This is a genomic window from Sphaerisporangium rubeum (assembly GCF_014207705.1).
Lineage (GTDB): Bacteria > Actinomycetota > Actinomycetes > Streptosporangiales > Streptosporangiaceae > Sphaerisporangium > Sphaerisporangium rubeum.
Genome location: NZ_JACHIU010000001.1, coordinates 4,531,327 through 4,557,015, shown reverse-complemented (window position 1 = coordinate 4,557,015; position 25,689 = coordinate 4,531,327). Strand labels below are relative to the sequence as shown.

Annotated in this window: 27 protein-coding genes; 19 read left to right on the top strand and 8 right to left on the bottom strand. The window is 72.5% G+C overall.

What is annotated here, in order from left to right; translation table 11 throughout:
• Window positions 1–95: 95 nt before the first annotated feature.
• The gene (locus BJ992_RS19560) at window positions 96–2,612 is read right to left on the bottom strand and encodes a transglycosylase domain-containing protein (RefSeq protein ID WP_343072758.1); all 2,517 of its coding nucleotides are present in this window, start codon (window positions 2,610–2,612) and stop codon (window positions 96–98) included.
• 53 nt (window positions 2,613–2,665) lie between these two features.
• Window positions 2,666–3,970, bottom strand: coding sequence for a UDP-N-acetylglucosamine 1-carboxyvinyltransferase (gene murA / locus BJ992_RS19555; RefSeq protein WP_184983057.1), 1,305 nt, complete (start codon window positions 3,968–3,970; stop codon window positions 2,666–2,668).
• 262 nt (window positions 3,971–4,232) lie between these two features.
• Between murA and BJ992_RS19550 the strand changes: the two genes are divergently transcribed.
• Window positions 4,233–4,904 (top strand): hypothetical protein, encoded by a 672-nt coding sequence (locus tag BJ992_RS19550; protein ID WP_184983056.1) that lies wholly within the window; start codon window positions 4,233–4,235, stop codon window positions 4,902–4,904.
• Here the strand turns inward: BJ992_RS19550 and BJ992_RS19545 are convergent.
• Window positions 4,901–6,301 (bottom strand): amidase, encoded by a 1,401-nt coding sequence (locus BJ992_RS19545; RefSeq protein ID WP_184983054.1) that lies wholly within the window; start codon window positions 6,299–6,301, stop codon window positions 4,901–4,903. The two genes, BJ992_RS19550 and BJ992_RS19545, sit on opposite strands and share 4 nt — an antisense overlap.
• Window positions 6,298–6,801, bottom strand: coding sequence for a Cys-tRNA(Pro) deacylase (ybaK, locus tag BJ992_RS19540; RefSeq protein WP_184983052.1), 504 nt, complete (start codon window positions 6,799–6,801; stop codon window positions 6,298–6,300). Before ybaK ends, BJ992_RS19545 begins: the two co-directional genes overlap by 4 nt.
• 100 nt (window positions 6,802–6,901) lie before the next feature.
• Between ybaK and hisD the strand changes: the two genes are divergently transcribed.
• The 8 genes from hisD to hisF are packed head-to-tail and all read left to right on the top strand — an operon-like array spanning window position 6,902 to window position 12,646.
• On the top strand, window positions 6,902–8,206 hold the full coding sequence (gene hisD / locus BJ992_RS19535) for a histidinol dehydrogenase (protein ID WP_184983043.1): 1,305 nt from the start codon (window positions 6,902–6,904) through the stop codon (window positions 8,204–8,206).
• Window positions 8,203–9,363, top strand: coding sequence for a histidinol-phosphate transaminase (locus BJ992_RS19530; RefSeq protein WP_184983040.1), 1,161 nt, complete (start codon window positions 8,203–8,205; stop codon window positions 9,361–9,363). Before hisD ends, BJ992_RS19530 begins: the two co-directional genes overlap by 4 nt.
• Entirely contained in the window at window positions 9,360–9,980 is a 621-nt protein-coding gene (gene hisB / locus BJ992_RS19525) for an imidazoleglycerol-phosphate dehydratase HisB (protein ID WP_184983039.1), read from the top strand. Before BJ992_RS19530 ends, hisB begins: the two co-directional genes overlap by 4 nt.
• On the top strand, window positions 9,977–10,132 hold the full coding sequence (locus BJ992_RS33010) for a hypothetical protein (RefSeq protein ID WP_184989481.1): 156 nt from the start codon (window positions 9,977–9,979) through the stop codon (window positions 10,130–10,132). The genes hisB and BJ992_RS33010 overlap by 4 nt, the downstream gene beginning before the upstream one ends.
• Window positions 10,123–10,755 (top strand): imidazole glycerol phosphate synthase subunit HisH, encoded by a 633-nt coding sequence (hisH, locus tag BJ992_RS19515; protein ID WP_184983037.1) that lies wholly within the window; start codon window positions 10,123–10,125, stop codon window positions 10,753–10,755. Before BJ992_RS33010 ends, hisH begins: the two co-directional genes overlap by 10 nt.
• Window positions 10,756–10,814: 59 nt before the next feature.
• On the top strand, window positions 10,815–11,153 hold the full coding sequence (locus tag BJ992_RS19510; RefSeq protein ID WP_184983035.1) for a hypothetical protein: 339 nt from the start codon (window positions 10,815–10,817) through the stop codon (window positions 11,151–11,153).
• 3 nt (window positions 11,154–11,156) lie between these two features.
• Window positions 11,157–11,879 (top strand): bifunctional 1-(5-phosphoribosyl)-5-((5-phosphoribosylamino)methylideneamino)imidazole-4-carboxamide isomerase/phosphoribosylanthranilate isomerase PriA, encoded by a 723-nt coding sequence (gene priA / locus BJ992_RS19505; RefSeq protein WP_184983033.1) that lies wholly within the window; start codon window positions 11,157–11,159, stop codon window positions 11,877–11,879.
• Window positions 11,876–12,646 carry an imidazole glycerol phosphate synthase subunit HisF gene (gene hisF / locus BJ992_RS19500; protein WP_184983031.1) on the top strand — a complete coding sequence of 257 codons (771 nt, stop codon included), beginning with the start codon at window positions 11,876–11,878 and terminating at the stop codon, window positions 12,644–12,646. Before priA ends, hisF begins: the two co-directional genes overlap by 4 nt.
• A gap of 18 nt (window positions 12,647–12,664) precedes the next feature.
• On the opposite strand, the gene BJ992_RS19495 is transcribed toward hisF, so the two are convergent.
• Complete coding sequence (locus BJ992_RS19495; protein WP_184983029.1) at window positions 12,665–12,826, bottom strand: hypothetical protein; 162 nt, start codon at window positions 12,824–12,826, stop codon at window positions 12,665–12,667.
• Between the two features lie 321 nt (window positions 12,827–13,147).
• Window positions 13,148–13,783, bottom strand: a complete 636-nt coding sequence (locus tag BJ992_RS19490) for a TIGR03085 family metal-binding protein (RefSeq protein WP_184983027.1) — start codon at window positions 13,781–13,783, stop codon at window positions 13,148–13,150.
• Between the two features lie 191 nt (window positions 13,784–13,974).
• On the opposite strand from BJ992_RS19490, the gene BJ992_RS19485 reads away from it, so the two are divergent.
• Both BJ992_RS19485 and BJ992_RS19480 read left to right on the top strand, forming a co-directional pair.
• Window positions 13,975–15,783 carry an ABC transporter ATP-binding protein gene (locus BJ992_RS19485; protein WP_246497395.1) on the top strand — a complete coding sequence of 603 codons (1,809 nt, stop codon included), beginning with the start codon at window positions 13,975–13,977 and terminating at the stop codon, window positions 15,781–15,783.
• Window positions 15,780–17,555: an ABC transporter transmembrane domain-containing protein gene (locus tag BJ992_RS19480; protein ID WP_184983023.1), complete on the top strand. Its 1,776-nt coding sequence runs from the start codon at window positions 15,780–15,782 to the stop codon at window positions 17,553–17,555. The genes BJ992_RS19485 and BJ992_RS19480 overlap by 4 nt, the downstream gene beginning before the upstream one ends.
• Window positions 17,556–17,625: 70 nt before the next feature.
• On the opposite strand, the gene BJ992_RS19475 is transcribed toward BJ992_RS19480, so the two are convergent.
• Entirely contained in the window at window positions 17,626–17,925 is a 300-nt protein-coding gene (locus BJ992_RS19475; RefSeq protein WP_184983021.1) for a hypothetical protein, read from the bottom strand.
• 108 nt (window positions 17,926–18,033) lie between these two features.
• Window positions 18,034–18,885 (bottom strand): helix-turn-helix domain-containing protein, encoded by an 852-nt coding sequence (locus tag BJ992_RS19470; protein ID WP_184983019.1) that lies wholly within the window; start codon window positions 18,883–18,885, stop codon window positions 18,034–18,036.
• A 285-nt stretch (window positions 18,886–19,170) separates the two neighbouring features.
• On the opposite strand from BJ992_RS19470, the gene hisI reads away from it, so the two are divergent.
• The 8 genes from hisI to BJ992_RS19430 all read left to right on the top strand — a co-directional run bounded on the left by hisI (window position 19,171) and on the right by BJ992_RS19430 (window position 25,686).
• Window positions 19,171–19,515 carry a phosphoribosyl-AMP cyclohydrolase gene (gene hisI, locus BJ992_RS19465; protein WP_184983017.1) on the top strand — a complete coding sequence of 115 codons (345 nt, stop codon included), beginning with the start codon at window positions 19,171–19,173 and terminating at the stop codon, window positions 19,513–19,515.
• 33 nt (window positions 19,516–19,548) lie between these two features.
• Window positions 19,549–20,199, top strand: a complete 651-nt coding sequence (locus tag BJ992_RS19460; RefSeq protein WP_184983016.1) for a TIGR02234 family membrane protein — start codon at window positions 19,549–19,551, stop codon at window positions 20,197–20,199.
• Between the two features lie 327 nt (window positions 20,200–20,526).
• Window positions 20,527–20,949, top strand: coding sequence for a DUF2752 domain-containing protein (locus BJ992_RS19455; protein WP_343072757.1), 423 nt, complete (start codon window positions 20,527–20,529; stop codon window positions 20,947–20,949).
• A 187-nt stretch (window positions 20,950–21,136) separates the two neighbouring features.
• The gene (gene trpC, locus BJ992_RS19450) at window positions 21,137–21,967 is read left to right on the top strand and encodes an indole-3-glycerol phosphate synthase TrpC (RefSeq protein WP_184983014.1); all 831 of its coding nucleotides are present in this window, start codon (window positions 21,137–21,139) and stop codon (window positions 21,965–21,967) included.
• 2 nt (window positions 21,968–21,969) lie between these two features.
• The gene (gene trpB / locus BJ992_RS19445) at window positions 21,970–23,205 is read left to right on the top strand and encodes a tryptophan synthase subunit beta (RefSeq protein WP_425503733.1); all 1,236 of its coding nucleotides are present in this window, start codon (window positions 21,970–21,972) and stop codon (window positions 23,203–23,205) included.
• A gap of 37 nt (window positions 23,206–23,242) precedes the next feature.
• Window positions 23,243–24,049, top strand: coding sequence for a tryptophan synthase subunit alpha (gene trpA, locus BJ992_RS19440; RefSeq protein ID WP_184983009.1), 807 nt, complete (start codon window positions 23,243–23,245; stop codon window positions 24,047–24,049).
• A 292-nt stretch (window positions 24,050–24,341) separates the two neighbouring features.
• Window positions 24,342–24,905, top strand: a complete 564-nt coding sequence (locus tag BJ992_RS19435) for a DoxX family protein (protein WP_221474896.1) — start codon at window positions 24,342–24,344, stop codon at window positions 24,903–24,905.
• A gap of 13 nt (window positions 24,906–24,918) precedes the next feature.
• On the top strand, window positions 24,919–25,686 hold the full coding sequence (locus BJ992_RS19430; RefSeq protein ID WP_184983007.1) for a DsbA family protein: 768 nt from the start codon (window positions 24,919–24,921) through the stop codon (window positions 25,684–25,686).
• The last annotated feature ends 3 nt before the right edge of the window (window positions 25,687–25,689 follow it).

The window sequence follows — 25,689 nt, the reverse complement described above, 5'->3', positions numbered from 1 at the left end:
TGTGATCACCCGATCCGATTCCACCCCAGCTCGTCCGCGGTTTCCGCACGGCCGCGCGCCGACAGGAGGCCGCGCCGCTCAGCGTCCCGGGACGGTCACCACCGGACCGGCGGCTGGCGCCGGTACCTCAGGTACGGGTCGTACGGTTCGCCGCGTCCGTAGCGATCGTGCCGCGCGTACGGTTCGCCGCGTCCGTACCGCCCGTACCGCTCGTACGGCTCGGCCCGGCCGAAGCCGTCGTACCGCTCGTACGGGTCGCGGCGGCGCGGCGCGGGGAGGCCGCTCTCCCAGTCCTCGAGCAGGTCGTGGCTCTGCGGGTAGGGACGGAAGGGACGGTCACCGGGGTACCAGTGGCGGCGCAGGCGATTCGCGCGTGGACGCTCCCCGGCCCCGTCCTCCTCGTACCGCTCGCCGTCCCGGTCGCGGCGGCCGTCACGCTCCTCACCGGGCCGGCGTCCGGCGACCAGGTCCTCGGGCTTCAGGCCGGGGGTGGTGCCGCCGCCGAAACGCGCGTGGTCGGGGGCCGTGAAGTCCGTCGAGGGGACGTCACGCAGCGCGCCTTCCATCGACGTCACCCAGATCGGGCCGGGAAGGGTGGCACCCTGGATGCCGCCGTAGGAGCGGCCGCCGATCTCGACGCCGTCCAGGGGGTGCTTGTAGGCGCCGCGGATGTCGCCGAGGCTGACGGCCGCGGCGAGTTCGGGGGTGTAGCCGGCGAACCACGCGGAGGTGTACTCGTTGTTGGTGCCGGTCTTGCCGGCGGCGGGCCGGCCGATGCCCTGGCCGCGCATGGTCCCCTGCGTGAACACCCCCGACAGCACGAAGTTGACCGCGTCGGCCACGGCCTCCTCGATCGGCGCGGAGCAGCTCGGCGCGACCGTGGTGTGCCGGCCGCGGCGCTCGGTGATCGCCAGCACCGCCATCGGCCGGCAGTACCTGCCGCGCGCGCCGAACGTCGCGAAGGCCGCCGCCACCGTCACCGGGTCCATCTCGTTGACCCCGAGGGTGAACGTCGGCACCTCCTTCAGCGGCTTGCCGTCCGCGCGGGTGACGCCGAGCGACCGCGCGGTGCGGACCACGTCGCACAGGCCGACGTCGCGTTCCAGCATCATGTAGAAGATGTTCACCGACTGCCAGGTCCCCGTGGCCAGGCTGTACGGCCCGCCTTTCCCCTCTCCGCCGGCGTTGTGCACCACCGCGTCCGGCACGCTGACGTTCTTGCCGGCGCAGTCGCGGTACCCCGAGGACGGCGAGAAGGCGCCGGGGGTGTCGAAGCCCTGGTCGAACTTCCAGCCCTTGGCGAGCGCGGTGGCCAGGGTGAACACCTTGAACGTCGAGCCGGCCTGGAAGCCTTGACCGCCGCCGTGCGCGATGTCGGCCGCCAGGTTGAAGGTCGTGTGCGCACCCTGGTCCTTGCCGCCGGGGTTGAGGCCGTACTTCTTGCTGGCGACCAGCGCGCGGATGCGTCCGGTGCCGGGCTCGACCATGGCCTCGGCGGCCACCTGGTGGTCACGCGGATGCACGTATTCGGAGACGGCCTTCTGCGCGGCCTCCTGCATGCGCCGGTCGAGCGTCGTGGTGATCTCCAGCCCGTCGCGGTACAGCCGCCGCTCCCGCTCGGCCCTGGTCTGGCCGAACGCCGGGTTGGCCGCCACCTCGCGCTGCACGTACAGGCAGAAGAACGGGTACTCGCTCTCGGCGCACCCCCCGGGTTCCGGCCGCAGGTCCAGTCCCAGCGGCTCGGTCCTGGCGGCCTGGGTCCGCGCGGGGGGCACCATGCGCAGTTGCGTCATGCGGTCGAGCACGAGGTCGCGCCGCGTCCGCAGCCGCCGGCGCTGCTCGGGGCCGAGCGTCGGGTCGGTGAGGGACGGCGTGCGCACCGCGCCGGCGAGCGTCGCGGCCTGCGCCAGCGTCAGCGACGCCGCCGAGGTGCCGAAGAACCGCTGCGCCGCGGCCTCCACCCCGAACGCGCCGCCGCCGAAGTACGCGATGTTGAGGTACCTGACCAGGATCTGGTCCTTGGAGTACTTGCGTTCCAGCCCCATCGCGTACCGCAGTTCCTGCAGCTTGCGGCGGATGCTCGGCGCGCGGGCCGAGTCGCGTTCGCCGTCGGAGCGCGCGTTCTGCAGCAGGATGTTCTTCACCAGTTGCTGCGTCAGCGACGACCCGCCCTGCCTGATCTCCCCGGCCCGGGTGTTGGTGATCACCGCGCGCAGCGTGCCGCGCAGGTCGAGACCCGCGTGCTCGTAGAACCGCGCGTCCTCGATGGCGACGATCGCCTTCAGCATCACCGGCGCGATCCGCGTGATGTCCACCGACCGGCGGTTCTGCACGTAGAACTGCGCGAACTGGCGGCCGTCCTTGTCCAGCAGGCGGGTGCGTTCCGGCAGCGGCGCCTCACGCAGCGCGGACGGCGTGTCGAAGAAGTTCCTGGAGACGTCCCTGGTGAACACCCCGGCGCCGCCGACCGCGGGGAGCGTGAGACCGGCGACGAGCACACCGCCGGCCACCCCGGCGAGGCCGAGCGCGGCGAGGCACGCCGGCACGGGACGCTCACGCCGCCGCGCGGCGTCGCCGCCGGTCACGCGTCGGCCGTCGGATCCCGAGCTCACGGGATAGAAAGTGCGACCGCCGGAACGTCGGGAAACGTCCGCCGTGCGAAACTTTACGGTTCCCTGCTGATCTTCATCCCAAGTGAGGTGAACTGGTCGTATACGCGGTGGTAGCCGCGTTCGATGTGGTTGACCCCACGCAGAGTGGAATTGCCGTCCGCGACCGCCGCGGCGAGCACCGCGGAGAACCCGGCCCGGATGTCCGGCAGCGTGACGTCGGCGCCACGCAGCTTGGACACGCCGCGCACCACCGCCGAGTGCCTGGCGTTGGTGTCGTGGTACCGGCACGCCGGGCCGCCGAGGCACACGTCGAAGATCTCGATCTCGCAGCCCATCTTCTGCAGCGCCGGCACGTACACCAGACGGTTCTCGAACACCGTCTCGTGCAGCACCGACATGCCTTCGGCCTGCGTGAACAGCACCATCAGCGGGGTCTGCCAGTCGGTCATGAACCCCGGATGGGTGTCGGTCTGCACCGCGGCGGCACGCAGGCCGTCCGGCGCGGACGCGGTGAGCCAGTCGTCGGTGATGTCGAACTGCGCACCCATGCGGGCCAGCGTGGTGATGGCGGTGACCAGGCGGTCCTGCGGACAGCCGTGCACCCGCACCTCACCCTTGGTGATGAGCCCCGCCACCAGGTAGGAGAACGCCTCGATGCGGTCGCCGGCGAGCCACGTGGACGCGCCGCGCAGCCGCTCCACACCCTCGATGACGATGCGGCGGTCCGGGCTGAGCTCGATGCGGGCCCCCATGCGCTGCAGGAACAGCGCCAGCTCGACGACCTCGGGCTCGGTGGCGGCCCCCTTGATGACCGTCTTGCCCTCGGCGAGCACCGCCGACAGCAGGATGGTCTCGGTGGCGCCGACGCTCGGGTACGGCAGCTCGATGCGGGTGCCGCGCAGCCGGGTGGCCTTGGCGGTGATGCCGGCGTCGCCGACCTCGACCTCGGCCCCCATCTGGCGCAGCGCCTCGACATGGAAGTTGACCGGCCGCCGGCCGATGGGGTCGCCTCCCACCAGCGGCACGAACGCCTCACCGGCCAGGTGCAGCAACGGCCCCAGCATCAGGATGGGGATGCGGTTGAGGCCGGTGAACGCCTCAGGCACCCGCGGCCGGATCTCAGGCCCGCGCTCCAGCGTTATCTCGCGGCCCGAGATGTCGACCTCGATGCCGAGCGCTCCGAGCATGGCGGCCGTGATGCCGACCTCACCCACCTCGGGAGCGTTGTGCAACGTGCTCGGCCCGCTGCCGAGCATCGCGGCCACCATGTGCTTGGACACGGCGTTCTTTGACCCGCGTACCTCGACGTCCCCCCGGAGAGGCCCGGACGGCTCGATCAGCCATACCTCTTCACTCACGGGGAACAGCCTAACCGGGTGACACGAATGGCCGGGGGCGGCCGTCCTCGACCGGTATGGACCAGGCCGTACGCGAGTGTCGTGGGATGTTCGGCGGCGACGGTCACCCGTGTGGAGCACGTCGCGCGAGAAGCCGGGGATCTCGTCGCCGGCAGGACCGTGCCGTGCGAGGTGTCATCGAGGGCTTCAGCGGCAACAGTCATCGGTAGCATTGTCGGGGCCCGCGTGCCGGTGCGCGGCGCGCGGCGGGCGAGGTGATCGGGTGCGGCAGCTACGGGACTTCTTACTGACCGTGGGGGTGCTCGCCGTGCTCGGCGCAGCCGGCGGCCTGCTCTGGTCGGCGGTGGCCCCCCGCACGCCGTACGTCGTCACCGCGGCGGGCCCGAGGCTCACCGACCCGATGACCCAGTCGCTCATCGCCGCCGACGGCTGGTTCGCGCTGATCACCGGGGTCGCCGGGCTGGCGTCCGGTGTCGCCGCCTACCTGCTGGCCCGCCGCGGCCGGCCCCTCGCGCTGCTGACCGGGCTCGCCGCCGGCGGCCTGCTGGCCGGCCGTCTCGCGCTCACCGTCGGCACGTCCGTCGGCTCGGCCTCGGTGCAGGCCGCGGGCCCCGGCTCCGCGGCCGTGGGCTCGACCGTCGGCGTGCTCACCGTCACCGCCGCCGGCGTGCTGCTGTGCTGGCCCCTGGTCGCCGTCGCGGTCTTCGGCATCCTGGAGTCCACCGACGGCTACCGCGACTCGCCACTGCGCCGGCCGCACGCCGGTGAGGACGGCGGCCCGCCGGGGCCCGGTCACGGCGTCCCCGGCCCCCCACTTCCCGGCACCGCCGTCCACGGCCCGCCGCCTCCCGGCCCGGAGTTCGCCGGACCGGGTACGGACGCCGCCGGTCCGCCGGCGCCGGGGAGGGAGGCCGGCGGGCCGCCGCCGCGCTAGCCGAGCGGGGGCCGCCTCTCGCCGTGCCGGGTGGCGCGTTCGAAGGCGTGCGCGGCGCGCAGCACCGTGAGGTCCTCGAACGGCCGCGCGATCATCTGCACCCCGACCGGCCACCCCTCGGGGGTGAAACCGCAGGGCACCGACGCGGCAGGCGCGTGCAGCACACTGATCCAGTACGCCGAGCGCATCCACGCGAGGTAGTCGGGCATCGGGGTGCCGTCGATCTCGGTGACGTAGGGGTCCTCCACCGGGAACGGCGGCACCTGGCTGACCGGCGCGATCAGCAGGTCGTAGGTGTCGAAGAACCTGCTCATCCTGTGGAACAGCCGGGTGCGCAGCCGCTCGGCCCGCGCGAGGTCCGCCGCGGTGACCTTCCTGCCCTGCTCGACGTTCCACCGCACGTTCGGCCCGACCAGGTGATCGTCCAGTTCGCCGTACGTCGCGGCGTACTGCCACGCGCGGTAGGTCCGGAAGGCGTCCTCGGCGTCGGACAGGTTCAGCTCCACCTGCTCGACCGTGGCGCCGAGCCCGGTCAGCACGGCCGGGGCCCGCGCGGTGACCTCCGCGGTCCGCGGGTCCACCGGCAGCCCTCCGAGGTCGGGACTCCACGCGATCCGCATGCCTTCGACCCCCGGCTGGAGCGGCCCGGCGAACGCCGAGCCGTCCTCGCGGATCGCGAACGGCGAGGTCGGCGCGAACCCCGCGATGACGCTGAGCAGCAGGGCCGCGTCGGCCACCGTGCGCGCCATCGGCCCCGGCACACCGAGGGTGAACCACGCCGCGGCGCGCGAGAAGTCCGGGACCCGGCCGGGAGTGGGCCGCAGCCCGACCACGTTGCAGAACGACGCGGGGTTGCGCAGCGATCCCCCCATGTCGGAGCCGTCGGCGAGCGCCGTCATGCCGCAGGCCAGCGCCGCCGCGGCGCCGCCGCTGCTGCCGCCGGCGCTGCGCGTGAGGTCGTAGGGGTTGCGGGTGGCGCCGAACACCTCGTTGACGGTGTGCGAGCCGGTGCCGAACTCGGGGGTGTTGGTCTTGCCGAGCGTCACGGCCCCCGCCGCGCGCGCACGTTTCACCACCAGAGCGTCCTCGCGCGGCACATACTCGGCGAACAGCCGCGAGCCGTACGTGGTGCGGATGCCGACGGTGTCGGTGAGGTCCTTGAACGCGATCGGCAGGCCGTGCAGCGGCCCGCGCCAGACGCCGCGCGCGAGGTCGTCGTCCAGCCGTCTCGCCTCGTCCATGGCCCGGTCGGCCGACAACGTGACGACGGCGTTGACCTGGCCGTTGACCTCGTCGATGCGCCGCAGGTGCGCCTCGGTCAGCTCGGCGGCGCTGATCTCGCGCGCGCGCAGCAGGCCGAGCATCTCGGTGGCGGACAGGTGGACCGGCTCGGTCACGCCGCCTCCTTGCCGATGGGGGCGGTGACGGCGCGGGTGAGGCGCACCAGGTCGGCGGGGGCCGCCTCGATCTGCAGGCCGCGCCGACCGGCGGAGAAGTAGATGGTCGGGAAGTCCAGCGCCGAGGAGTCCACCACGGTCGGCAGGGCCTTGCGCTGGCCGAGCGGGCTGATGCCGCCGACCACGTACCCGGTGACCCGCTCGACCTTGGCGGCGTCGGCCATGGCGGCGCGTTTGCCGCCGAGCGCCGCCGCCAGCGCCTTCAGGTCGAGCTTGCCGGCCACGGGGACCACCGCGACCGCGAGGCCGCTCTCGACCTCGGCCACGAGCGTCTTGAAGATGCGGTCGTGCGGCACGCCGAGCGCGTCGGCGGCCTCCTCGCCGTACGCCTGCGCGTTCGGGTCGTGGTCGTAGGGGTGCAGGGTGAACCCGGCCCCGGCCTTGGTCAGCGCCACGGTCGCGGGGGTGCTCTGGCCGCCCTTGCTCTTCGTCTTGCTCACGGCGCAAGCTTAATGCCGAACTAAAATCTACAATGTAAAGGCATCGTCCGAATGGCGGACGGACGCCGGAACGCCTCGCCACCCTCCGTAGACTGGTCCGGTGATAACCCGTATCGACCTGCGCGGGTCACTGCCGTCCGATCCGCGAGACCTGCTGCCCCGTGCCGACCTCGACGTCGAGGCCGCCCTCACCGCCGTGCGCCTTCTGTGCGACGACGTGCGCCATAGGGGAGCGGCGGCCGTGCGGGAGCTCACCGTGCGCTTCGACGGCGTCGAGCTCACCTCCACTCGGGTCCCGGTGGCGGCGATCTCCGCCGCGCTCGAGGCGCTCGACCCGGCGGTGCGCGCCGCGCTCGAGGAGTCGATCCGCCGCGCGCGCCTGGTGCACCGCGACCAGCGCAGGCAGGACGTCACGACCCAGGTCGTCCCGGGTGGCACGGTCACCGAGCGCTGGGTGCCGGTGGACCGCGTCGGGCTGTACGTCCCCGGCGGCCGCGCCGTCTACCCCTCCAGCGTCGTGATGAACGTCGTGCCGGCGCAGGAGGCCGGTGTGCCGTCGCTGGCCGTCAGCTCGCCGCCGCAGGCCGAGCACGGCGGACTGCCGCACCCGTCGATCCTCGCCGCGTGCGCGCTGCTCGGCGTGGACGAGGTGTACGCCGTCGGCGGCGCGCAGGCCGTGGCGATGTTCGCCTACGGCACCGAGGAGTGCCCCCCGGTGAGCATGGTGACCGGCCCCGGCAACATCTGGGTGGCCGCCGCCAAGCGCCTGCTCAAGGGCCGCGTCGGCATCGACTCCGAGGCCGGGCCCACCGAGATCATGATCGTGGCCGACGACACCGCCGATCCCGCGCACGTCGCCGCCGACCTGATCAGCCAGGCCGAGCACGACGTCATCGCCGCCGCCGTGCTGGTCACGCCGAGCGAGCGCCTCGCCGACGCCGTCGAGAAGGAACTCCCCGGCCAGGTCGCCGCGACCCGCCACTCCGAGCGCATCGCCGAGGCCCTGTCGGGGCCGCAGTCGGCGATCGTGCTGGTGTCCGGCGTCGACGACGCGCTGCGGGTCGCCGACGCCTACGCCGCCGAGCACCTGGAGATCCAGACGGCGGACGCCGCCGGGGTCGCCGCGCGGGTGCGCAACGCCGGCGCGATCTTCATCGGGCCGTACGCGCCGGTGTCGCTCGGCGACTACCTCGCCGGGTCCAACCACGTGCTTCCCACCGGCGGCTGCGCCTGCCACTCCTCGGGGCTGTCGGTGCAGACGTTCCTGCGCGGGGTGCACGTCGTCGACTACACCCGTGAGGCGCTGGCGCAGGCCGCGCCACACGTCTACGCGCTGTCGGAGGCCGAGGACCTCCCGGCCCACGGCGCGGCGGTGCGCGCGCGCTTCCCGGAGGGAGACCGATGAGCGGCGACCGTGTCCGGCTGGACGATCTGCCGCTGCGCGACGATCTGCGTGGCCGCACGCCGTACGGCGCGCCGCAGCTCGACGTGCCGGTGCGGCTCAACACCAACGAGAACCCCTACCCGCCGCCGCCGGAGCTGGTGGACGACCTCGCCGAGGCGGTGCGTTCCCAGGCGAGCGTCCTCAACCGCTACCCCGACAGGGACGCCGTGGCGCTGCGCGAGGACCTCGCGTCCTTCCTCGGCCACGGCGTCGTCCCGGCGCAGGTGTGGGCCGCCAACGGGTCCAACGAGATCCTCCAGCAGATCCTCCAGGCCTTCGGCGGGCCGGGCCGCGGCGCGATGGGGTTCGAGCCGTCCTACTCCATGCATCCGATCATCACCACCGGCGCGTCCACCCGGTGGATCTCCGGTGCGCGCGAGGACGACTTCGGGCTGGACGCCGACCGCGCGGTGGCCGCGATCGAGGAGCACCGTCCCGACGTGGTCTTCCTGACCAGCCCCAACAACCCCACCGGCACGGCGCTGCCGCTGGAGGTGGTGGAGCGGGTCGTCAAGGCCGCGCCTGGCATCGTGGTCGTGGACGAGGCCTACTACGAGTTCGCGCGCACCGGCACGCCGAGCGCGCTCGGGCTGCTGCCTGGCAATCCGCGGCTGATCGTCACGCGCACCATGTCCAAGGCGTTCGCCATGGCCGGTACGCGCCTCGGTTACCTCGCCGCCGATCCCGCGGTGGTGGAGGCGCTGCTGCTGGTGCGCCTGCCGTACCACCTGTCCACGCTGACCCAGGCCGCGGCCCGGGTGGCGCTGGCGCACCGCGCCGCGCTGCTCGGCACGGTCGACCGGCTGCGGGCCGAGCGCGACGACGTGGTGGCGTGGCTGCGCGAGCACGGACTGACGGTGGCCGACTCCGACGCCAACTTCGTGCTCTTCGGCCGGTTCGCCGACCGCGGCGCCGTCTGGCAGGCGCTGCTCGGCCACGGGGTGCTGGTCCGCGAGGTCGGCCCCCCCGAGTGGCTGCGCGTCTCGATCGGCACCGCCGGCGACATGGCGGCGTTCCGCCACGCCATGGCCGCGGTGCTCGCGGACCACCCCCCGATCGCGCACTCAGGCGACACCCCGGATCACCGGAACACCGACGACCTCGAGGAGACCTCGTGACCAGTCCCGCCGCAGCCGAGCCCAGGCAGAGGACGGGCCGCGTCGAGCGCACCACCAAGGAGACCTCGGTGCTGGTCGAGGTCGATCTCGACGGCACCGGACGCGTGGACGTCGCCACCGGCGTCGGGTTCTTCGACCACATGCTCGCTCAGCTCGGCAAGCACGGCCTGTTCGACCTGACCGTGAAGACCGACGGCGACCTGCACATCGACTCCCACCACACCATCGAGGACACGGCGCTGGCACTCGGCGCGGCGTTCCGCGAGGCCCTCGGCGACAAGTCCGGCATCCGGCGGTTCGGCAGCGCGTCCTGCCCCCTGGACGAGGCCCTCGCCGAGGTGACCGTGGACCTCTCCGGCCGTCCCTACCTCGTGCACAGCGAGCCGGACGGCATGGCCCCGATGATCGGCCCCGAGTACGACACCACCTTGACCCGGCACATCCTGGAGTCCTTCGTGGCCCAGGCCGCCGTGTGCCTGCACGTGCGGGTGCCGTACGGCCGCAACGCGCACCACATCGTGGAGGCGCAGTTCAAGGCGCTGGCCAGAGCGCTGCGCGCGGCCAGTGAGCGCGACCCGCGCGCGACCGGGGTGCCGAGCACCAAGGGGGTGCTGTGAGCTCCAACTGGACGGCCCCGGTGATGATCTTCATCGGGTTGTTCCTCATCGGCGGCGTCGTGTCGTTCGCCAAGCAGGGCCTGAGGACCGCCGCCGTGGTGGCCGGCGTCGGCGCGGCGATGGCCATCGGAGCGGGGGTGCTGTGGTGGTGAACGTCGTCGTCCTCGACTACGGCTCGGGCAACCTGCGGTCCGCCGAGCGCGCGCTCGCGCGTGCGGGGGCCGAGGTGACCGTCACCGCCGACTTCGACGCGGCGCTCGCCGCCGACGGCCTGGTCGTGCCGGGGGTGGGTGCCTACGGCGCCTGCATGGCCGGGTTGCGGGCCGTGCGCGGCGAGCAGATCATCGGCCGCCGCCTCGCGGGTGGCCGGCCGGTGCTCGGCATCTGCGTCGGCATGCAGATCCTCTTCGCCGAGGGGGTGGAGCACGGCGAGCACCACGAGGGCTGCGGCGAGTGGCCCGGCGTCGTGGAGCGCCTCGACGCACCCGTGCTGCCCCACATGGGGTGGAACACCGTCCAGGCCCCCGACGGCTCGGTGCTGTTCGAGGGTCTCGACCCGTCCACCCGCTTCTACTTCGTGCACTCCTACGGTGTGCGCAGGTTCGAGCCGCTCGGCGGCGACGGCTTCCGCGCGCCGCTCGTCACCTGGGCCGAGCACGGCGTGCCGTTCGTGGCCGCGGTCGAGAACGGCCCGCTCATGGCGACGCAGTTCCACCCGGAGAAGTCCGGGGACGCCGGTGCGCTGCTGCTGAAGAACTGGCTGGCCACGCTGTGAACCTCTTGGCGGCGTGAGCGCGGCATGAGCGAGGAGCGTGTGGACGGCGTGAGCCCGGCATGAGCAAGGAGCGTGCGAAGCGCCGCGCCGAGCGTGAGGCCGAGCGCGCGCGGCAGGAGGCGCTGCGCGCCGCCAAGGACGCGCGCCGCGCCAGGTGGCGTGAGCGCCGCGAGCGGGTGGCGTCGCTGGCGCCGCGGCCGGTCCGGGTGGCGCGCCAGGGTGGGCTGATCGCCAGGCGCCGCCGCGTGCAGAACGCCGTGATGGTGCTGCTTTTCGTGCTGGTCCAGGCCGGCGCGTGGCTGCTGCTCAGTGGGTGGGCGGCACGCCTCGGTGTGCTGGTGCTGTCGTTGTTGTTGTTCCCGGTGCTCGTCACCGTCGCATTCGACCGGAGGTCGTAGATCATGTCGCTGGTGCTGTTGCCCGCGGTGGACGTCGCGGACGGTCAGGCCGTCCGGCTGGTGCAGGGTGAGGCCGGGACGGAGACGTCGTACGGCGATCCGCTGGCCGCCGCCTTGGCGTGGCAGGAGGCGGGGGCCGAGTGGGTCCACCTCGTGGACCTGGACGCCGCCTTCGGCCGCGGCTCCAACCGTGAGCTGCTCGCCTCGGTGGTGAAGGCGCTGGACGTCCAGGTGGAGCTGTCCGGCGGCATCCGCGACGACGCCTCCCTCGAGGCCGCGCTCGCCACCGGGTGCCGCCGCGTGAACATCGGCACGGCGGCCCTTGAGGACCCCGCCTGGTGCGCCAAGATCATCGCCGAGTACGGCGACCGCATCGCCGTCGGCCTCGACGTGCGCGGCACCACCCTCGCCGCACGCGGCTGGACCCGCGAGGGCGGCGACCTGTGGGAGGTCCTCGACCGCCTGGAGGCCGACGGCTGTCCCCGTTACGTCCTCACCGACGTCACCAAGGACGGCACGCTGCGCGGCCCCAACGTCGAGCTGCTGCGCCAGGTCTGCGCGCGCACCGACAAGCCGGTGATCGCCAGCGGCGGCGTGTCCTCCCTTGACGACCTGCGTGTCCTCGCGGACCTCGTGCCGGAGGGCGTCGAGGGGGCCATCGTCGGCAAGGCCCTGTACGCGCAGGCGTTCACCCTGCGGGAGGCGCTCGCGGCGGTCCGCTCATGACGGTGGCCGTGCGGGTCATCCCCTGTCTGGACGTCGACGCCGGCCGGGTCGTCAAAGGCGTGAACTTCGAGAACCTGCGGGACGCCGGCGACCCGGTGGAGCTGGCCCGCCGCTACGACGCCGAAGGCGCCGACGAGCTGACGTTCCTCGACATCACGGCGTCCTCCGGCGACCGCGCCACCATGTACGACGTGGTGAGCCGCACCGCCGAGCAGGTCTTCATCCCGCTCACCGTCGGCGGCGGGGTGCGGTCGGCCGACGACGTGGACCGCCTGCTGCGCGCCGGCGCCGACAAGGTGGCGCTCAACACCGCCGCCATCGCGCGTCCTGAGTTGCTCACCGAGGCGTCCCGCCGGTTCGGCGCGCAGTGCGTGGTGCTGTCGGTGGACGCACGCCGCGTCGTGGACGGCCCGCCGACCCCCTCGGGCTTCGAGGTGACCACCCACGGGGGCCGCCGCGGCACCGGCATCGACGCCGTCGAATGGGCCCGCCGCGGCCAGGAGTACGGCGTGGGGGAGATCCTGCTCAACTCCATGGACGGCGACGGCACCCAGGGAGGCTACGACCTGGAGATGATCCGCGCCGTGCGCAAGGCCGTGACCGTCCCGGTGATCGCCAGTGGCGGCGCCGGCGCGCTCGACGACTTCCCGCCGGCGGTGGACGCCGGCGCGGACGCCGTGCTCGCGGCCAGCGTCTTCCACTTCGGCACGCTCGCCATCTCCGACGTCAAGGACACCTTGCGCCGGTCCGGCCACCCCGTGCGCTGAACCGGCCGCCAAGGACGGTCAGCCGAGGAGCTCGGAGAAGAACAGGGCGAGCCGCGAGGCGCCGTCGCCGATGCCGTCCATGAGCCCGCGCACGGCGTCGGCGGCGTCGGCGGGCCGGGAGTAGAGGTAGAAGACGAAGAAGGCCACGGCCAGGTAGACGAGTACCTTTTTGCCCTTCATCGGCATGTGCCTTTCTTGCGTGTCCGCCGGAGTTCCGGAACTCCGGCGGACCAGGTCGCCGACCTTGGGGAACGCCGGTCGGCCGCCTCAAACGATCATTTTGGGGGGTTGTGGCCGCCTCAAGGCGACATGAACGGATCTATCTAACTGTTCCGGGAAGCTGAACGCCTGGCGGCACGCCGGGGTTCCGGGCCGTCCGAATATCGTCCCGGCCGTGGACGCGAAGCACTGAGCCGATTCTGGGCCGATTCTGGGCCGATCCGGGCCGATTCCGGTCCTCCAGATGCGCGGTGCCGGCTCGGCGGCCGTCGAAGCCCTCGCTCAGAGGCCGAGGGAAGCCGACCGCACGCGGGAGACCGACGTCTCGTCGCCTTCGTAGGAGACGCGCGCGTGGTCCTGGCGGCCGAAGGCGAACAGCAGCAGCTCGGCCGGCGGGCCCGTCACCGTGACGCGGGGGCCGGGCCCCGCCGCGGCGCCGGCGGTGCGGCCGTCGGGGTGGCGCAGCACGATCGGCACCGGGGAGCGGCGCAGCATCAGGCGCGCGCCGCCTGCCACCCGCTTCCAGATCTCCTCCTGCTGCGCGGCCGGCAACTCACGCGGCTCCCACCCGGGCTGCGCGCGCCGTACGTCCTCGTGGTGCACGAACAGCTCCAGGTGGTTGACCAGGCCGTCCACTCCGGGCAGACGGTACGGCGACCACAGGGGCGGGCCGGTGCGCACGGTGTCCACCAGCGCGGGCCAGCTCCGGCTCTTCTTGATCTTGTCCTGCACCGACGCGGTGTACCCGGCGAGCCCCTTGATCAGGATGCCGCCGGCGGCGTCGGGCCGATGCTCGCGCAGCACGAGGTGAGCGGCGAGGTCGGCCGTCGTCCACCCTTCGCACAGGGTGGTGGCGTCCGGGCCGAGGTGACCGAGCAGGTCCGACAGTGCGGCGCGCTCGGCTGCTGCGTATGTCACCTGATCACTGTAACCGCCGCCGCGTGCCGCGCCGCGTGCGCGGTGATACGGCACGCTCGGAGACGGGAATAAACCGCTTGCCGCGAATGATAGGGATTGAGGCGGGCCGTTTCCCCAGAGGCCCGCGCACCGGTCGTCCCGACGAAAGGATCCCCCGCGTGCCGACCGAGCAGGAGCACCAGCCGAGCGTCATGCGTGAAGGGTTCCGCGTCATCGGCCACGCCGTGCGCGGCGAGCCCGGGATCTTCGCCGGAGCCGTCCTCGGCAGCGCCGTCTACGGCGTGATGACCGTCGGAGCCTCCTGGGCCCTCGGCAAGGCGACCGAGGAGGTGGTGCTCCCCGCCTTCCGCGACGGTCACGCCACCACCGGCGCGTTGCTGGCCGCCGCGCTGCTCATCGTCGGCGTCGCGGTGCTCAAGGCCGCCGGCGTGATCGCGCGCCGGGTGCTGGCCGGCATCATGCAGTACCGCATGCAGGCCAGGTCGCGCCGCGACGTGACCCGCCAGTACCTGCGCCTGCCGCTCGCCTGGCACCACCGCCACCCCACCGGTCAGCTGCTGTCCAACGCGGGCTCCGACGTCGAGGCCGCCTGGGGGCCGCTCGCGCCACTGCCGATGGCGGTCGGCGTGGTCGTGATGCTGGTGACCGCCGCCGTCGCGATCGTGCTGGTGGACCCGGTGCTCGCGCTCATCGGCTTTTTGATCTTCCCGGCCATCGCGGTGCTCAACTTCGTGTACCAGCGCAGGCTGTCGCCGCTGGTGATGAAGGCGCAGCAGTTGCGCGCCGAGGTCAGCGAGATCGCGCACGAGAGCTTCGACGGCGCGCTGGTCGTCAAGACCCTCGGCCGTGAGGACGACGAGGCCGCGCGCTTCCAGGCCAAGGCCGCGCGGCTGCGCGACGCCAACATCGCCGTCGGCCGGATCCGCGGCATGTTCGACCCGCTGCTTGAGGCCCTCCCCACCCTCGGCGTGCTCGCGGTCCTCGGCTTCGGCGCGCTGCGGCTGTCGTCCGGCGGCGTCACCGCCGGCGAGCTGATCCAGGTGGCCTACCTGTTCACCCTGCTGGCCTTCCCGATCCGCGCGCTCGGCTGGGTCCTCGCCGAGCTGCCGCGCAGCGTGGTCGGCTGGACCCGCGTCCAGGCCGTGCTGTCGGCCACCGGGTCCATGGAGCACGGCGCCGCGCGCCTGACGGGCTCAGGCGGGGCCCGGGTGGAGGTCCGCGACGTGCGGTACGGCTACGTCCCCGGTGTCCCGGTGCTGTCCGGCGTGACGTTCGGCGTGCGGCCCGGCCGCACCGTCGCCGTCGTCGGCCCCACCGGTTCCGGCAAGTCGACCCTCACCCAGCTCCTGGTCCGGCTCGTCGACCCCGACGAGGGAGCGGTCCTGCTGGACGGCACGGACCTGCGTGATCTGGCCCGCGGCGAGATCAGCGCCGCCGCCGCGCTCGTGCCGCAGCAGACGTTCCTGTTCGACGACACCGTGCGCGGCAACCTGACCCTCGGCACCGGTGACGTGCCGGACGAGCGGATCTGGGCCGCGCTGCGGCTCGCGCAGGCCGAGGGGTTCGTCAGCGCGCTGCCGAAGGGCCTGGACACCCGCATCGGCGAACGAGGCGCCACACTGTCCGGCGGTCAGCGGCAACGGCTGGCCCTCGCCAGGGCCCTGGTGCGCGAGCCACGGCTGCTCATCCTGGACGACGCCACCTCCAGCGTGGACGCGCAGGTGGAGGGACGCATCCTGCGGGGGCTGCGCGAGGGCTCCGGCGGGTCGACCGTGGTGGTGGTCGCGTACCGGATGGCCACCATCGCGCTGGCCGACGAGGTGGTGTACCTGGAGCACGGCGCCGTGGCCGACCAGGGCACCCACGAACGGCTGCTGCTGCGCTGCGCCGGGTACCGCGACCTCGTCACCGCGTATGAGCGCGAGGAGGCCGAGCGCGCGGCGCTCGGCGAGGACGTACGCGATCTCGAGGACCTGCCCGGCGAGGAGGTGTCGGCGTGACCACGCTGCGGGTGGAGGAACGCTCGGCGCTCGGCACGCTGCGGCGGGGCCTGGAGCTGTCACCGGAGTTCCGCGTCGGGCTGCCGGTGACGCTGCTGCTCGCGGTGCTCGCCACCGCCGGGAAGATCATCGTTCCGGTCGCCGTCCAGCAGGTCATCGACCGCGGCCTGTCCGGCGGCGTCCCCGACGTGCCGTTCATCAGGAACGCGGTGCTGCTGTGCGGCGTCGCGGTGCTGCTGACCGCCTTGTGCGGCTACCTCATGAACGTCCGGCTGTACCGCTCCACCGAGTCGGGCCTCGCGACCCTGCGCGGCAAGGGGTTCCGGCACGTGCACGACCTGTCGGTGCTCACGCAGAACACCGAGCGGCGCGGCGCGCTGGTCTCCAGGATCACCGGTGACGTCGACCAGATCAGCACGTTCATGCAGTGGGGCGGGCTGATGGTGATCATCTCCGTCGGCCAGCTCCTCATCGCGAGCGTGCTGATGGCGGTGTACTCCTGGCAGCTCACCCTGGTCGTGTGGGGATGCTTCGTCCCGCTGGTGATCGCGCTGCCGCGCTTCCAGCGCTGGGTGGCCCGCGCCTACACGCAGGTGCGCGAACGCGCCGGCGACATGCTGGCCGCCATCAGCGAGTCGGTCGTCGGCAGTGCGGTGATCCGCGCGTACGGCTCGGAGGACCGCACCGCGCGGCGCATCGACGAGACCGTGGACGCGCACCGGGCCGCGCAGACCCGCGCACAGAAGATCATCGCGTTCACCTTCCCCATCACCGAGCTGGCCGGCGCGGTCGCCATCGCCGCCGTCGTGGTTCTCGGGGTGCGGCTCGGCCTCGACGGCGACCTGACCGCGGGCCGCCTGGTCGCGTTCCTGTTCCTGATCACCTTGTTCATCAGCCCACTGCAGACCGCCACCGAGGTGCTCAACGACGCGCAGAACGCGGTCGCGGGCTGGCGCCGCGTGCTCGGGGTGCTCGACACCCCGGCCGACGTCGCCGACCCCGGCCCCGAAGGGGAGGCACTGCCGCGCGGCCCGATCACGGTGTCCTTCCGGGACGTCGGGTTCGCCTACCCCGGCGGGCCGCCGGTGCTGCACGACGTCTCGGTGGACATCGCGCCACGCACCCGGATCGCCGTGGTGGGGGAGACCGGGTCGGGCAAGACGACGTTCGCCAAGCTGCTCACCCGGCTGATGGACCCCACCGAGGGCCGCGTGCTCGTGGACGGCGTGGACCTGCGGCGCCTGCGGTTCTCCTCGCTGCGCGAACGCATCGTCATGGTGCCGCAGGACGGTTTCCTGTTCGACGGCACCCTCGCGGACAACATCCGCTACGGCCGGCCCTCCGCGACCGACGACGAGATCGCGCGCGCCGTCGGCGAGCTCGGCCTGGCCGACTGGGTCGCGGGCCTCGCCGCCGGGCTCGCCACCCCCGTGGGACAGCGCGGCGAGTCGCTGTCCGCCGGCGAACGCCAGCTCGTGGCCCTGGCCCGCGCCTACCTCGCCGACCCCGACCTGCTCCTGCTCGACGAGGCCACCTCCGCCGTGGACCCCGCCACCGAGGTCCGCCTCGCGCGCGCGCTCGACGGGGTCACGCGCGGCCGTACCGCCGTCTCCATCGCGCACCGCCTGTCCACCGCCGAGGCCGCCGACGAGATCCTCGTCTTCGACCACGGCCGCATCGTGCAGCGCGGCCCGCACGCCGAGCTGGTCGCCGTGGACGGCGTCTACGCCGACCTGCACGCCTCCTGGGCCGCCGGCCGGTCGTCGGCCTGAGCGGCCCGCTCCCCGGCCCGCCGCGCGGCGGGCCGGGTGCGGCGGCGACGGTGCCGCGGGCCGGGGTGCTTCAGCGCCTGCGGGTGCCTGACGCGGCGAACAGGCGGCGGATCCGGGTGATGGCCGTGGTCAGATCGTTGACGGGGGCGATGGGTTCGGCCCAGGACCACCAGAACCACCAGGTGCCCGCGCGCTGCGCCGCGTACACGACCTCCGACCAGCTCGGCAGTGCCGTGCGGACCAGGATGAGCTGGGGGAGGCCGCTGCGGGTGAGCGCCACCCGCACATGCAGGTCACAGGTCTGCAGATGGTCGGCCAGTAGATGCAGATGGCGGGAGGCCGCGGCCGGGACGGTGTCAGGTGTCGTCATGAGATGCTCCGCGTCAATCGCAAGTCCGACATATTCCGATAAATGTGTCGTGCGCCGCGTCCTCTGCGACGCTAGGCGCTCAAGTTCCACGTGATCAACGATGTTGCGTCATGTTTCGCGCAGCGCGCTCGACCTCGCCTCGATGAGGTCGCGCGCCGCCTTCCCGTACACCGCGACTCCGGCCAGAGCGGTGAACGCCTTCTCGTACAGCGCCACGTCGGTAGGAGCTTTGATCCGGAACTGTCCCGGTATGGTGTCCACTCTGACTTGATTGTCGTCATAGATCCAGAAGTTTTCCGGCGGCATGATCGGCGGCGACGTCCCCGAAGGGATCACACCGAAGCTGAGTTGCGGAACGTTGGTCGTGATCTCGGCCAGCCGCTCCAGCTGCGTCACCATCTCGGCCGTGCCGCACACCGGGGTGCGCAAAGCCTGCTCGCCGATGACGAACATGAATCTCTTGCCTCCTCCCCCGGTCAGCACCTCCTGCTGCCCGATCCGCGCCGCCACCGCCGACTCCAGGTCGTCGGGGATGCCCCGGAAGTCGATGACGGCCCTCAGGTGCGCACGCGCGTACCCCGGCGTCTGGAGCAGGCCGGGCACCGCCGAGTGCTGGAACACGCGGAACTGCCGGGTTCCCTGGTAGAGCCGCTGGAACGACTCCTGCACATGGCGCAGCCCCGTGCTCTCCAGCCGCCGCCACTCGGTGTACATCGAGTCGATGTTGCGTACCGCCGCGATGAGGTCCACGACGTACTCGTCGGCGTCGCAGACCCGGCACCAGGTCCGGATGTCGTTCTCCGCCGGCGTCTGCACCGCGTGCTCGATCTTGGAGACCTTGGAGAAATGCCAGCCGGCCTCCGACGCGAGACTCCTGGCCGTCAGCCCGGCCTCACTGCGGATCTCGCGCAGCCGCGCGGCCAGGATCCCCTTGGCCTCGCTGATGCGGGTGGGGGGCATGGGTCACCTGCTCGTGGTCGGGGAAAGCGGTCGGGGGAAAATGCACTTCCCAGAAGGTAGTGCGAGCACTACTCGTGATACCTCCGTGTTGCGCGAAGTTGCGCACCACTTTCCTCCCGCTCACCCCAAAGGTCACGACGATCGCAGGGAAACTACGGAAAGGTGGCTCCGAAGCCAGAGGCGGTCATGAGCCGGTGCCGTGGTGGTGCCGTGGTGGTGACGTGGCGGCGCACGTCACCACGGGGGGTGACCTGGGGCTGGGAGTGGTTGCGGCAGAATTGCCGTATGCCTCTTGATCCGAAGGTCGCGGACCGGCTGAAACGCGACGCGCAGGGCCTGGTACCCGCCGTCGTCCAGCAGTACGACACCGGCGAGGTGCTGATGATGGCCTGGATGGACGACGAGGCCCTGCATCGCACCCTCACCACCGGCCGCGCGACCTACTGGTCCCGCAGCCGCCGCGACTACTGGGTCAAAGGCGAGACCTCCGGCAACGTCCAGTTCGTCCGGCACGCCGCACTGGACTGCGACGGCGACACCATCTTGCTCAAGGTCGACCAGACCGGTGGCGCCTGTCACACCGGTGACCGCACCTGTTTCGACGCCGACGTCCTTGAGGTCTCCCGATGAGGGCCGCACGATGACAGGCATGAGGCGCGCACGATGACAGGCGACCCGCCGGTCGCGCGCAGAGCGCTCGCGGTCTTCGTGCCGGCCGGCGCCGCCGGGGCCGCGGCGGCACTGATCGCGGGGGGCCGCACCTGGGCCACCGTCCAGTTCCACGGCGCGCCGGCGGTGCGGGCCGCTCCGGTGGAGGTCACGGGGAACGACCTGGTCCCGGCGCTCGGCCCGCTCGCGCTCGCGGCCTTCGCCGCGGTCGTCGCCGTGCTCGCCACGCGCGGCGTCTGGCGGGCCATTGTCGGCGTGGTCATCGCGCTGTGCGGCGCCGCCGTCGCCGTGACCGCGTTGCGCGGCGTCTCCACCGGCCAGGTCGTCGCGGTCGCGCGCGAGCGGGTCACCCTCGCCGCCGGCGACCAGGCCGCGGTGACCGCCACCTGGTCCTGGCCCGCTCTCGCCGCACTCGGCGGAGCCGTCCTGGCCGCCGCCGGCCTCACCGCCGTACTTCGCGGCCGTCACTGGCCCGGCATGTCCACCCGCTACGACCGCCCCACCGGCACCACGCCTTCCACCGAGGCAAGCAGGTCCGCCACCCCCCGCGACGCGGACCGGGGAATGTGGGAGGCGCTCGACAGAGGCGAGGACCCGACGGCGGAGTCCGAGGCGGCGGATCGGAAGCCGCACGGGAAGAGCTGACCGGCTCCAGAAGGATCGATTCCGGGACGGCGGGCCTGCAGGGCCGCGGAGCGCCGGTACGGCACGGAGGTCGTGCGAGGTGCGGAGATCGTCGATCCGGAACAGTGAGTGGGCAGAGGTGCGAGAGGGCCGGTACGGCGCGGAGGTCGTGCGAGGTGCGAAAAGCGTCGAACCAGGACGAGCAGAGTGTCCGACGTGCGGGAAGGGGTGACAATCGATGTCATCGGGTGACACCGGCGGGGAAAGTGCCGGTCCGGCGTGGTCATTTCGACGGGTCGCAGGCCTGATTTCTGATTTGTCGGCTATTTCATGAGATATCACTCAGAAGTGCGTGCGCCGATGGGGTCCCGGGTCGCGATGTGGTCCCGGGTCGCGCCACTCGGCGTGGCCGCGCCGGCCGCGGCCGGGGTGGCCTATGTCGGTGCGGTGGACCCGGGTGTTCCGGGTCACTACCCGCCGTGTCCTCTTCTGTGGCTCACCGGGCTGTACTGTCCGGGTTGCGGGGGGTTGCGGGCTCTGCACGCGCTCACCCATGGGGACGTCGTCGCGGCGGCGGGGCTCAATCCGCTGCTGCTGGTGACGATCCCTGTGGTGGCGGTGGTGTGGTCGGTCTGGGCCGTGCGGGCCTGGCGTGGCCGGCCGCAGCGGTGGGGGCCGCGATGGTCGGTGGTGATTTGGGGGTACCTGGTGCTGATGATGGTCTTCGGTGTTGTGCGAAATCTGCCTTTCGCGGCTTTCCTCGCCCCCTAAGTTTCCCCGGGTGGCCACCCCTGTGGCGAGGCGACGGTGATTAGCCCGATACCATCGGCAGGGCAAGGCCGGGTGAGGATCAGGCCCCCGAGTCGATCGAGCCGATCGAGCGGCGCGGCGTCCTCGGCCCGCGCAAGTCGACCGGGAGGGACCCTGATCGGGTGAGCGAGCCAAGCGAGGAGATCAAGTGAGCGTGCTCGACGAGATCTTGGAAGGGGTGCGGGCCGACCTCGCCGAGCGCGAGAAGTCCGTGTCGCTGGCGGAGCTCAAGGACCGCGCGCGGCTGGCCCCGCCGGCCAGGGACGCCTACGCCGCGCTCGGCGGCGACAGGGTGTCGGTCATCGCCGAGGTCAAGCGCTCCAGCCCGTCCAAGGGCGCGCTGGCCGCCATCGCCGATCCCGCCGCGCTCGCCGCCGACTACGAGGCCGGCGGCGCTCATGTCATCAGCGTGCTCACCGAGGGCCGCAGGTTCGGCGGCAGCCTCGCCGACCTCGCCGCCGTGCGCGCCGCCGTCGACATCCCCGTACTGCGCAAGGACTTCGTGGTCAGCTCCTACCAGCTGTGGGAGGCGCGGGCCCACGGCGCCGACCTCGCGCTGCTCATCGTGGCGGCCCTCGACCAGAACGCCTTGGTGTCGCTGATCGAACGCGCCGAGTCGATCGGCCTCGCGCCGCTCGTCGAGGTGCACGACGAGGAAGAGCTGGCCCGCGCGCTCGACGCCGGCGCCAAGATCATCGGAGTGAACGCGCGCGATCTGAAGACACTTCAGGTCGACCGCGAGATATTCTCCCAACTGGCGCCGAAGATCCCGGACGGCGTCATCAAGATCGCCGAGTCCGGCGTCCGCGGCCCGCACGACCTGCTGGCCTACGCCAGGGCCGGCGCCGACGCGGTGCTCGTCGGGGAGAGCCTGGTGACGGGCAAGGACCCCAAGGCCGCGGTGGTCGACCTGGTCACCGCCGGCGCGCACCCCGCGTCCCGACTCGACAGCGGACCAGGACCCGAGAGGCAGCAGTGACCATCGCAGAAGGCACCCTGATCACCGCGGCCGGCCTCGGCGGCGGCCCCGTGGCGAACGACCCCGACGAGCACGGCCGCTTCGGCGTGTTCGGCGGCCGTTTCGTCCCCGAGGCCCTGATCCCGGCCCTGGACGAGGTGGCGCGCACCTACGCCGAGGCCAAGGCCGATCCTGCCTTCCTGAGCGAGTTCGAGCACCTGCTGCGCACCTACGCCGGCCGGCCGACCACCATCACCGAGGTCCACAGGTTCGCCGAGACCGCCGGCGGCGCGCGGGTGATCCTCAAGCGCGAGGACCTCACCCACACCGGCGCGCACAAGATCAACAATGTGCTCGGCCAGGCGCTGCTCACCAAGCGCCTCGGCAAGACCCGCGTCATCGCCGAGACCGGCGCGGGCCAGCACGGCGTGGCCACCGCCACCGCCTGCGCGCTGCTCGGCCTGGAGTGCGTCATCTACATGGGCGAGGTCGACTGCGAGCGCCAGGCGCTCAACGTCGCGCGCATGAAGCTCCTCGGCGCCACGGTCGTCCCGGTCGGCAACGGCAGCCGCACCCTCAAGGACGCCATCAACGAGGCGTTCCGCGACTGGGTGACCAACGTCGACTCCACCCACTACCTCTTCGGCACCGTCGCGGGCCCGTCCCCGTTCCCCGAGATGGTCCGCGACTTCGCGCGCATCATCGGCGTCGAGGCGCGCAGCCAGGTGCTCGAGCTCACCGGCCGCCTCCCCGACGCCGTGTGCGCGGCCGTCGGCGGCGGCTCCAACGCGATCGGCCTGTTCCACGCGTTCATCGGCGACAAGGACGTCGCGCTGCACGGCTACGAGGCCGCCGGCCACGGCGTGGAGTCCGGCGAGCACGCCTGCACCCTCACCGAGGGCTCGATCGGCGTGCTCCACGGCTCACGCACCTACGTCCTGCAGGACGACGAGGGCCAGACCATCGAGTCCCACTCGATCTCCGCCGGCCTCGACTACCCCGGCGTCGGCCCCGAGCACGCGTGGCTCAAGGACTCCGGCCGCGCCACCTACCACGGCGTCACCGACGACGAGGCGATGGAGGCGTTCGCCCTGCTCGCCCGCACCGAAGGCATCATCCCCGCCATCGAGTCGGCGCACGCGCTCGCCGGCGCCGCGAGGCTGGGCCGCGAGCTCGGGCCCGGGGCCGTCATCCTGGTCAACCTCTCCGGCCGGGGCGACAAGGACATGGGCACCGCGATGAAGTACTTCAACCTCTGATTCCGCTGATTCCGCGCCGGCCACAGGACGATCCGACATGACCAATCTTCAGACGGTGTTCGAGAAGACGCGCGCCGACCGCCGCGCCGCGCTGATCGGGTACCTTCCCGCCGGCTTCCCCACCAAGGAAGGCGCCGTCGCCGCCGCCACCGCCATGGTGGAGGCCGGATGCGACGTCATCGAGATCGGCCTGCCGTACTCCGATCCGCTGATGGACGGCCCCACCATCCAGGACGCCGTGCACCGTGCCCTCACCAACGGCACCCGCATCGCCGACGTGATGCGCACCGTCGAGGGAGTCGCCGCGTCCGGCGCCGCCGTGCTCGTCATGACCTACTGGAACCCGGTCGACCGCTACGGCGCCGACCGCTTCGCGCGTGAGCTCGCCGACGCCGGCGGCGCCGGCGTCATCACCCCCGACCTCACCCCCGAGGAGTCCGGCCCCTGGTGCGACGCCGCCGCCTCCGCCGGCCTCGGCACCGTCTTCCTGGTGGCACCCAGCTCCACCGACGACCGCATCCAGGCCGTCGCCGGCTGCTGCACCGGCTTCGTCTACGCCGCCTCCCTGATGGGTGTCACCGGCGCGCGCACCAGCGTGAGCGCCGCCGCCGAAGGCCTGGTGAAGCGCACCAAGGCCCACACCGACCTCCCTGTCTGCGTCGGCCTCGGCGTCGGCACCGGCTCCCAGGCCGCCGAGGTCGCCGCCTACGCCGACGGCGTCATCGTCGGCTCCGCCTTCATCCGCCGCCTCCTCGACGCACCCACCGAGTCCGAAGGCCTCACCGCCGTCCGCGCTCTCGCCGAGGAACTCGCCACCGGCGTCCGCACCCGTCAGGAAGCCTGACGTCCGGCCCCCGGCGCGAACCGGTGGCCCCGGCATGAGCGACTCACCGCCAGGACACCTGCCCGTGCTGCGCCGGGCCGTTCCCGGGGCCGCTCGGCGCTGACCGCGCGCGGACGTCGTTTACCCGCCGCTTATCGAGGCCATGATGTGGTGGTCAGCCGGTAGCCTACGGCGACGGCGCCTGGTGCGGTGGCGCCGGGCCGGGGGGAGTGCTCCGTGCGCGGTGGCGGCGGTCCTCGGACGGGACATGGGTGAACAAGGAGATGCCGATGCGAGCGGGAAGAGCGTGCCGATGATGTCACGGAGTGTGCGGGACGCGGTACCCTGGGTGACGACAGCCGCCAGGCTCGTGGTGGCCGGGGTGCTCATCGTCGCGGGCTGGTTGAAGATCGGCACGCCGGCGTTGTCCGTCCAGGCCGTCAAGGCCTACGAGCTGCTGCCGGAACAGGTCGCCACCGCGGTGGGTTACGGCCTGCCGATCGTCGAGATCGTCGTAGGGGTGCTGCTTGTCATCGGGCTGCTCACGCGCGCGGCGGGTGCGGTGTCCGCGCTGCTCATGCTGGCCTTCGTGGTCGGCATCGCCTCGGCGTGGGCACGTGGGCTGCGCATCGACTGCGGGTGCTTCGGCGGCGGCGGGCAGCTCGGCGCGGGCCAGGAGCCTGGCTACTTGTGGGAGTTGCTGCGCGACGCGGGACTGTTCCTGCTCGGCGGCTGGGTCATGTGGTTCGGCCCGGGACGCCTCTCCCTCGACTCGGCCCTCGGCCTGGCCACCCCGCGCGGGGTCGGTGACGTGGACGGCGACGGCGGTGCCGAAGGTGTCGAAGGCGACGAGCTGGGGGCGCCCAGCACGGTGTGAAGGAGAACGCCACATGAGCAAGGCCGCGCGAGAGCTCTCCGCCCGCGAGCGCATCAGGTCTCAGCGTGAGGCCGACCGCCGCAGGGACCGCCGCAGGCGGCTGGTCACAGTGGGGGCCGTCGCGGCCGTGGCGTTCGCGACGATCGGCGGCGGCTGGTGGTACGTCCAGGCGGGCCGTTCGGAGACCCCCGGCGGCGACCTCGCGCCGGTCACCATGCAGGCCGACGGCACGGTCGCCATGGCGCGGCCCGGTGTCACCAAGCCCGTCCTCGACATTTACGAGGACTTCCAGTGCCCCGCCTGCCAGGCGTTCGAGCGCGCCAGTGCCGCCACCGTCAAGAACCTCGCCGCCGAGGGCAAGGTCAAGGTCGTCTACCACCCGGTCACCATCTTCCGCGACGAGCCCGCGGGCCCCAACTCCATGCGGGCCTCCGCCGCGGCCCGCTGCGTTCCCGGTGGCAGCCAGTGGGTCGCGTTCCACGACCGGTTGTTCAAGGAGCAGCCGCCGGAGACCGCGAGCGGCTTCGCCGCCGCCGACCTCGTCAAGTGGGGCAAGGAGGCCGGGGTGACCGAGCCGGGGTTCGCCTCGTGCGTCACCTCCATGAAGAACGCGCAGGCACAGGCCGCGTACACCAAGAAGGTCATCGACGCCAAGCTCCTCACCAAGGGCACCCCCACGGTGCGCCTGGACGGCGCCGAGCTCGAGAACAGGATCGCCTTCTCGCCTGCGGCGCTGCGTGGAGCGGTCCTTGATGCCGCGAAGCGCGCCGGGACGCGGTAACGT

What these genes read in the sequence shown, in the direction of transcription:
- BJ992_RS19470 (WP_184983019.1), bottom strand. Translation starts at nt 18,885, where the DNA reads ATGCCCCCCACCCGCATCAGCGAGGCCAAGGGGATCCTGGCCGCGCGG.
- trpA (WP_184983009.1), top strand. Translation starts at nt 23,243, where the DNA reads ATGACCAATCTTCAGACGGTGTTCGAGAAGACGCGCGCCGACCGCCGC.
- hisI (WP_184983017.1), top strand. Translation starts at nt 19,171, where the DNA reads ATGCCTCTTGATCCGAAGGTCGCGGACCGGCTGAAACGCGACGCGCAG.
- BJ992_RS19485 (WP_246497395.1), top strand. Translation starts at nt 13,975, where the DNA reads ATGCGTGAAGGGTTCCGCGTCATCGGCCACGCCGTGCGCGGCGAGCCC.
- BJ992_RS19530 (WP_184983040.1), top strand. Translation starts at nt 8,203, where the DNA reads ATGAGCGGCGACCGTGTCCGGCTGGACGATCTGCCGCTGCGCGACGAT.
- BJ992_RS19460 (WP_184983016.1), top strand. Translation starts at nt 19,549, where the DNA reads ATGACAGGCGACCCGCCGGTCGCGCGCAGAGCGCTCGCGGTCTTCGTG.
- BJ992_RS19435 (WP_221474896.1), top strand. Translation starts at nt 24,342, where the DNA reads ATGATGTCACGGAGTGTGCGGGACGCGGTACCCTGGGTGACGACAGCC.
- BJ992_RS19495 (WP_184983029.1), bottom strand. Translation starts at nt 12,826, where the DNA reads ATGAAGGGCAAAAAGGTACTCGTCTACCTGGCCGTGGCCTTCTTCGTC.
- BJ992_RS19430 (WP_184983007.1), top strand. Translation starts at nt 24,919, where the DNA reads ATGAGCAAGGCCGCGCGAGAGCTCTCCGCCCGCGAGCGCATCAGGTCT.
- hisF (WP_184983031.1), top strand. Translation starts at nt 11,876, where the DNA reads ATGACGGTGGCCGTGCGGGTCATCCCCTGTCTGGACGTCGACGCCGGC.
- BJ992_RS19510 (WP_184983035.1), top strand. Translation starts at nt 10,815, where the DNA reads ATGAGCAAGGAGCGTGCGAAGCGCCGCGCCGAGCGTGAGGCCGAGCGC.
- BJ992_RS19475 (WP_184983021.1), bottom strand. Translation starts at nt 17,925, where the DNA reads ATGACGACACCTGACACCGTCCCGGCCGCGGCCTCCCGCCATCTGCAT.
- priA (WP_184983033.1), top strand. Translation starts at nt 11,157, where the DNA reads ATGTCGCTGGTGCTGTTGCCCGCGGTGGACGTCGCGGACGGTCAGGCC.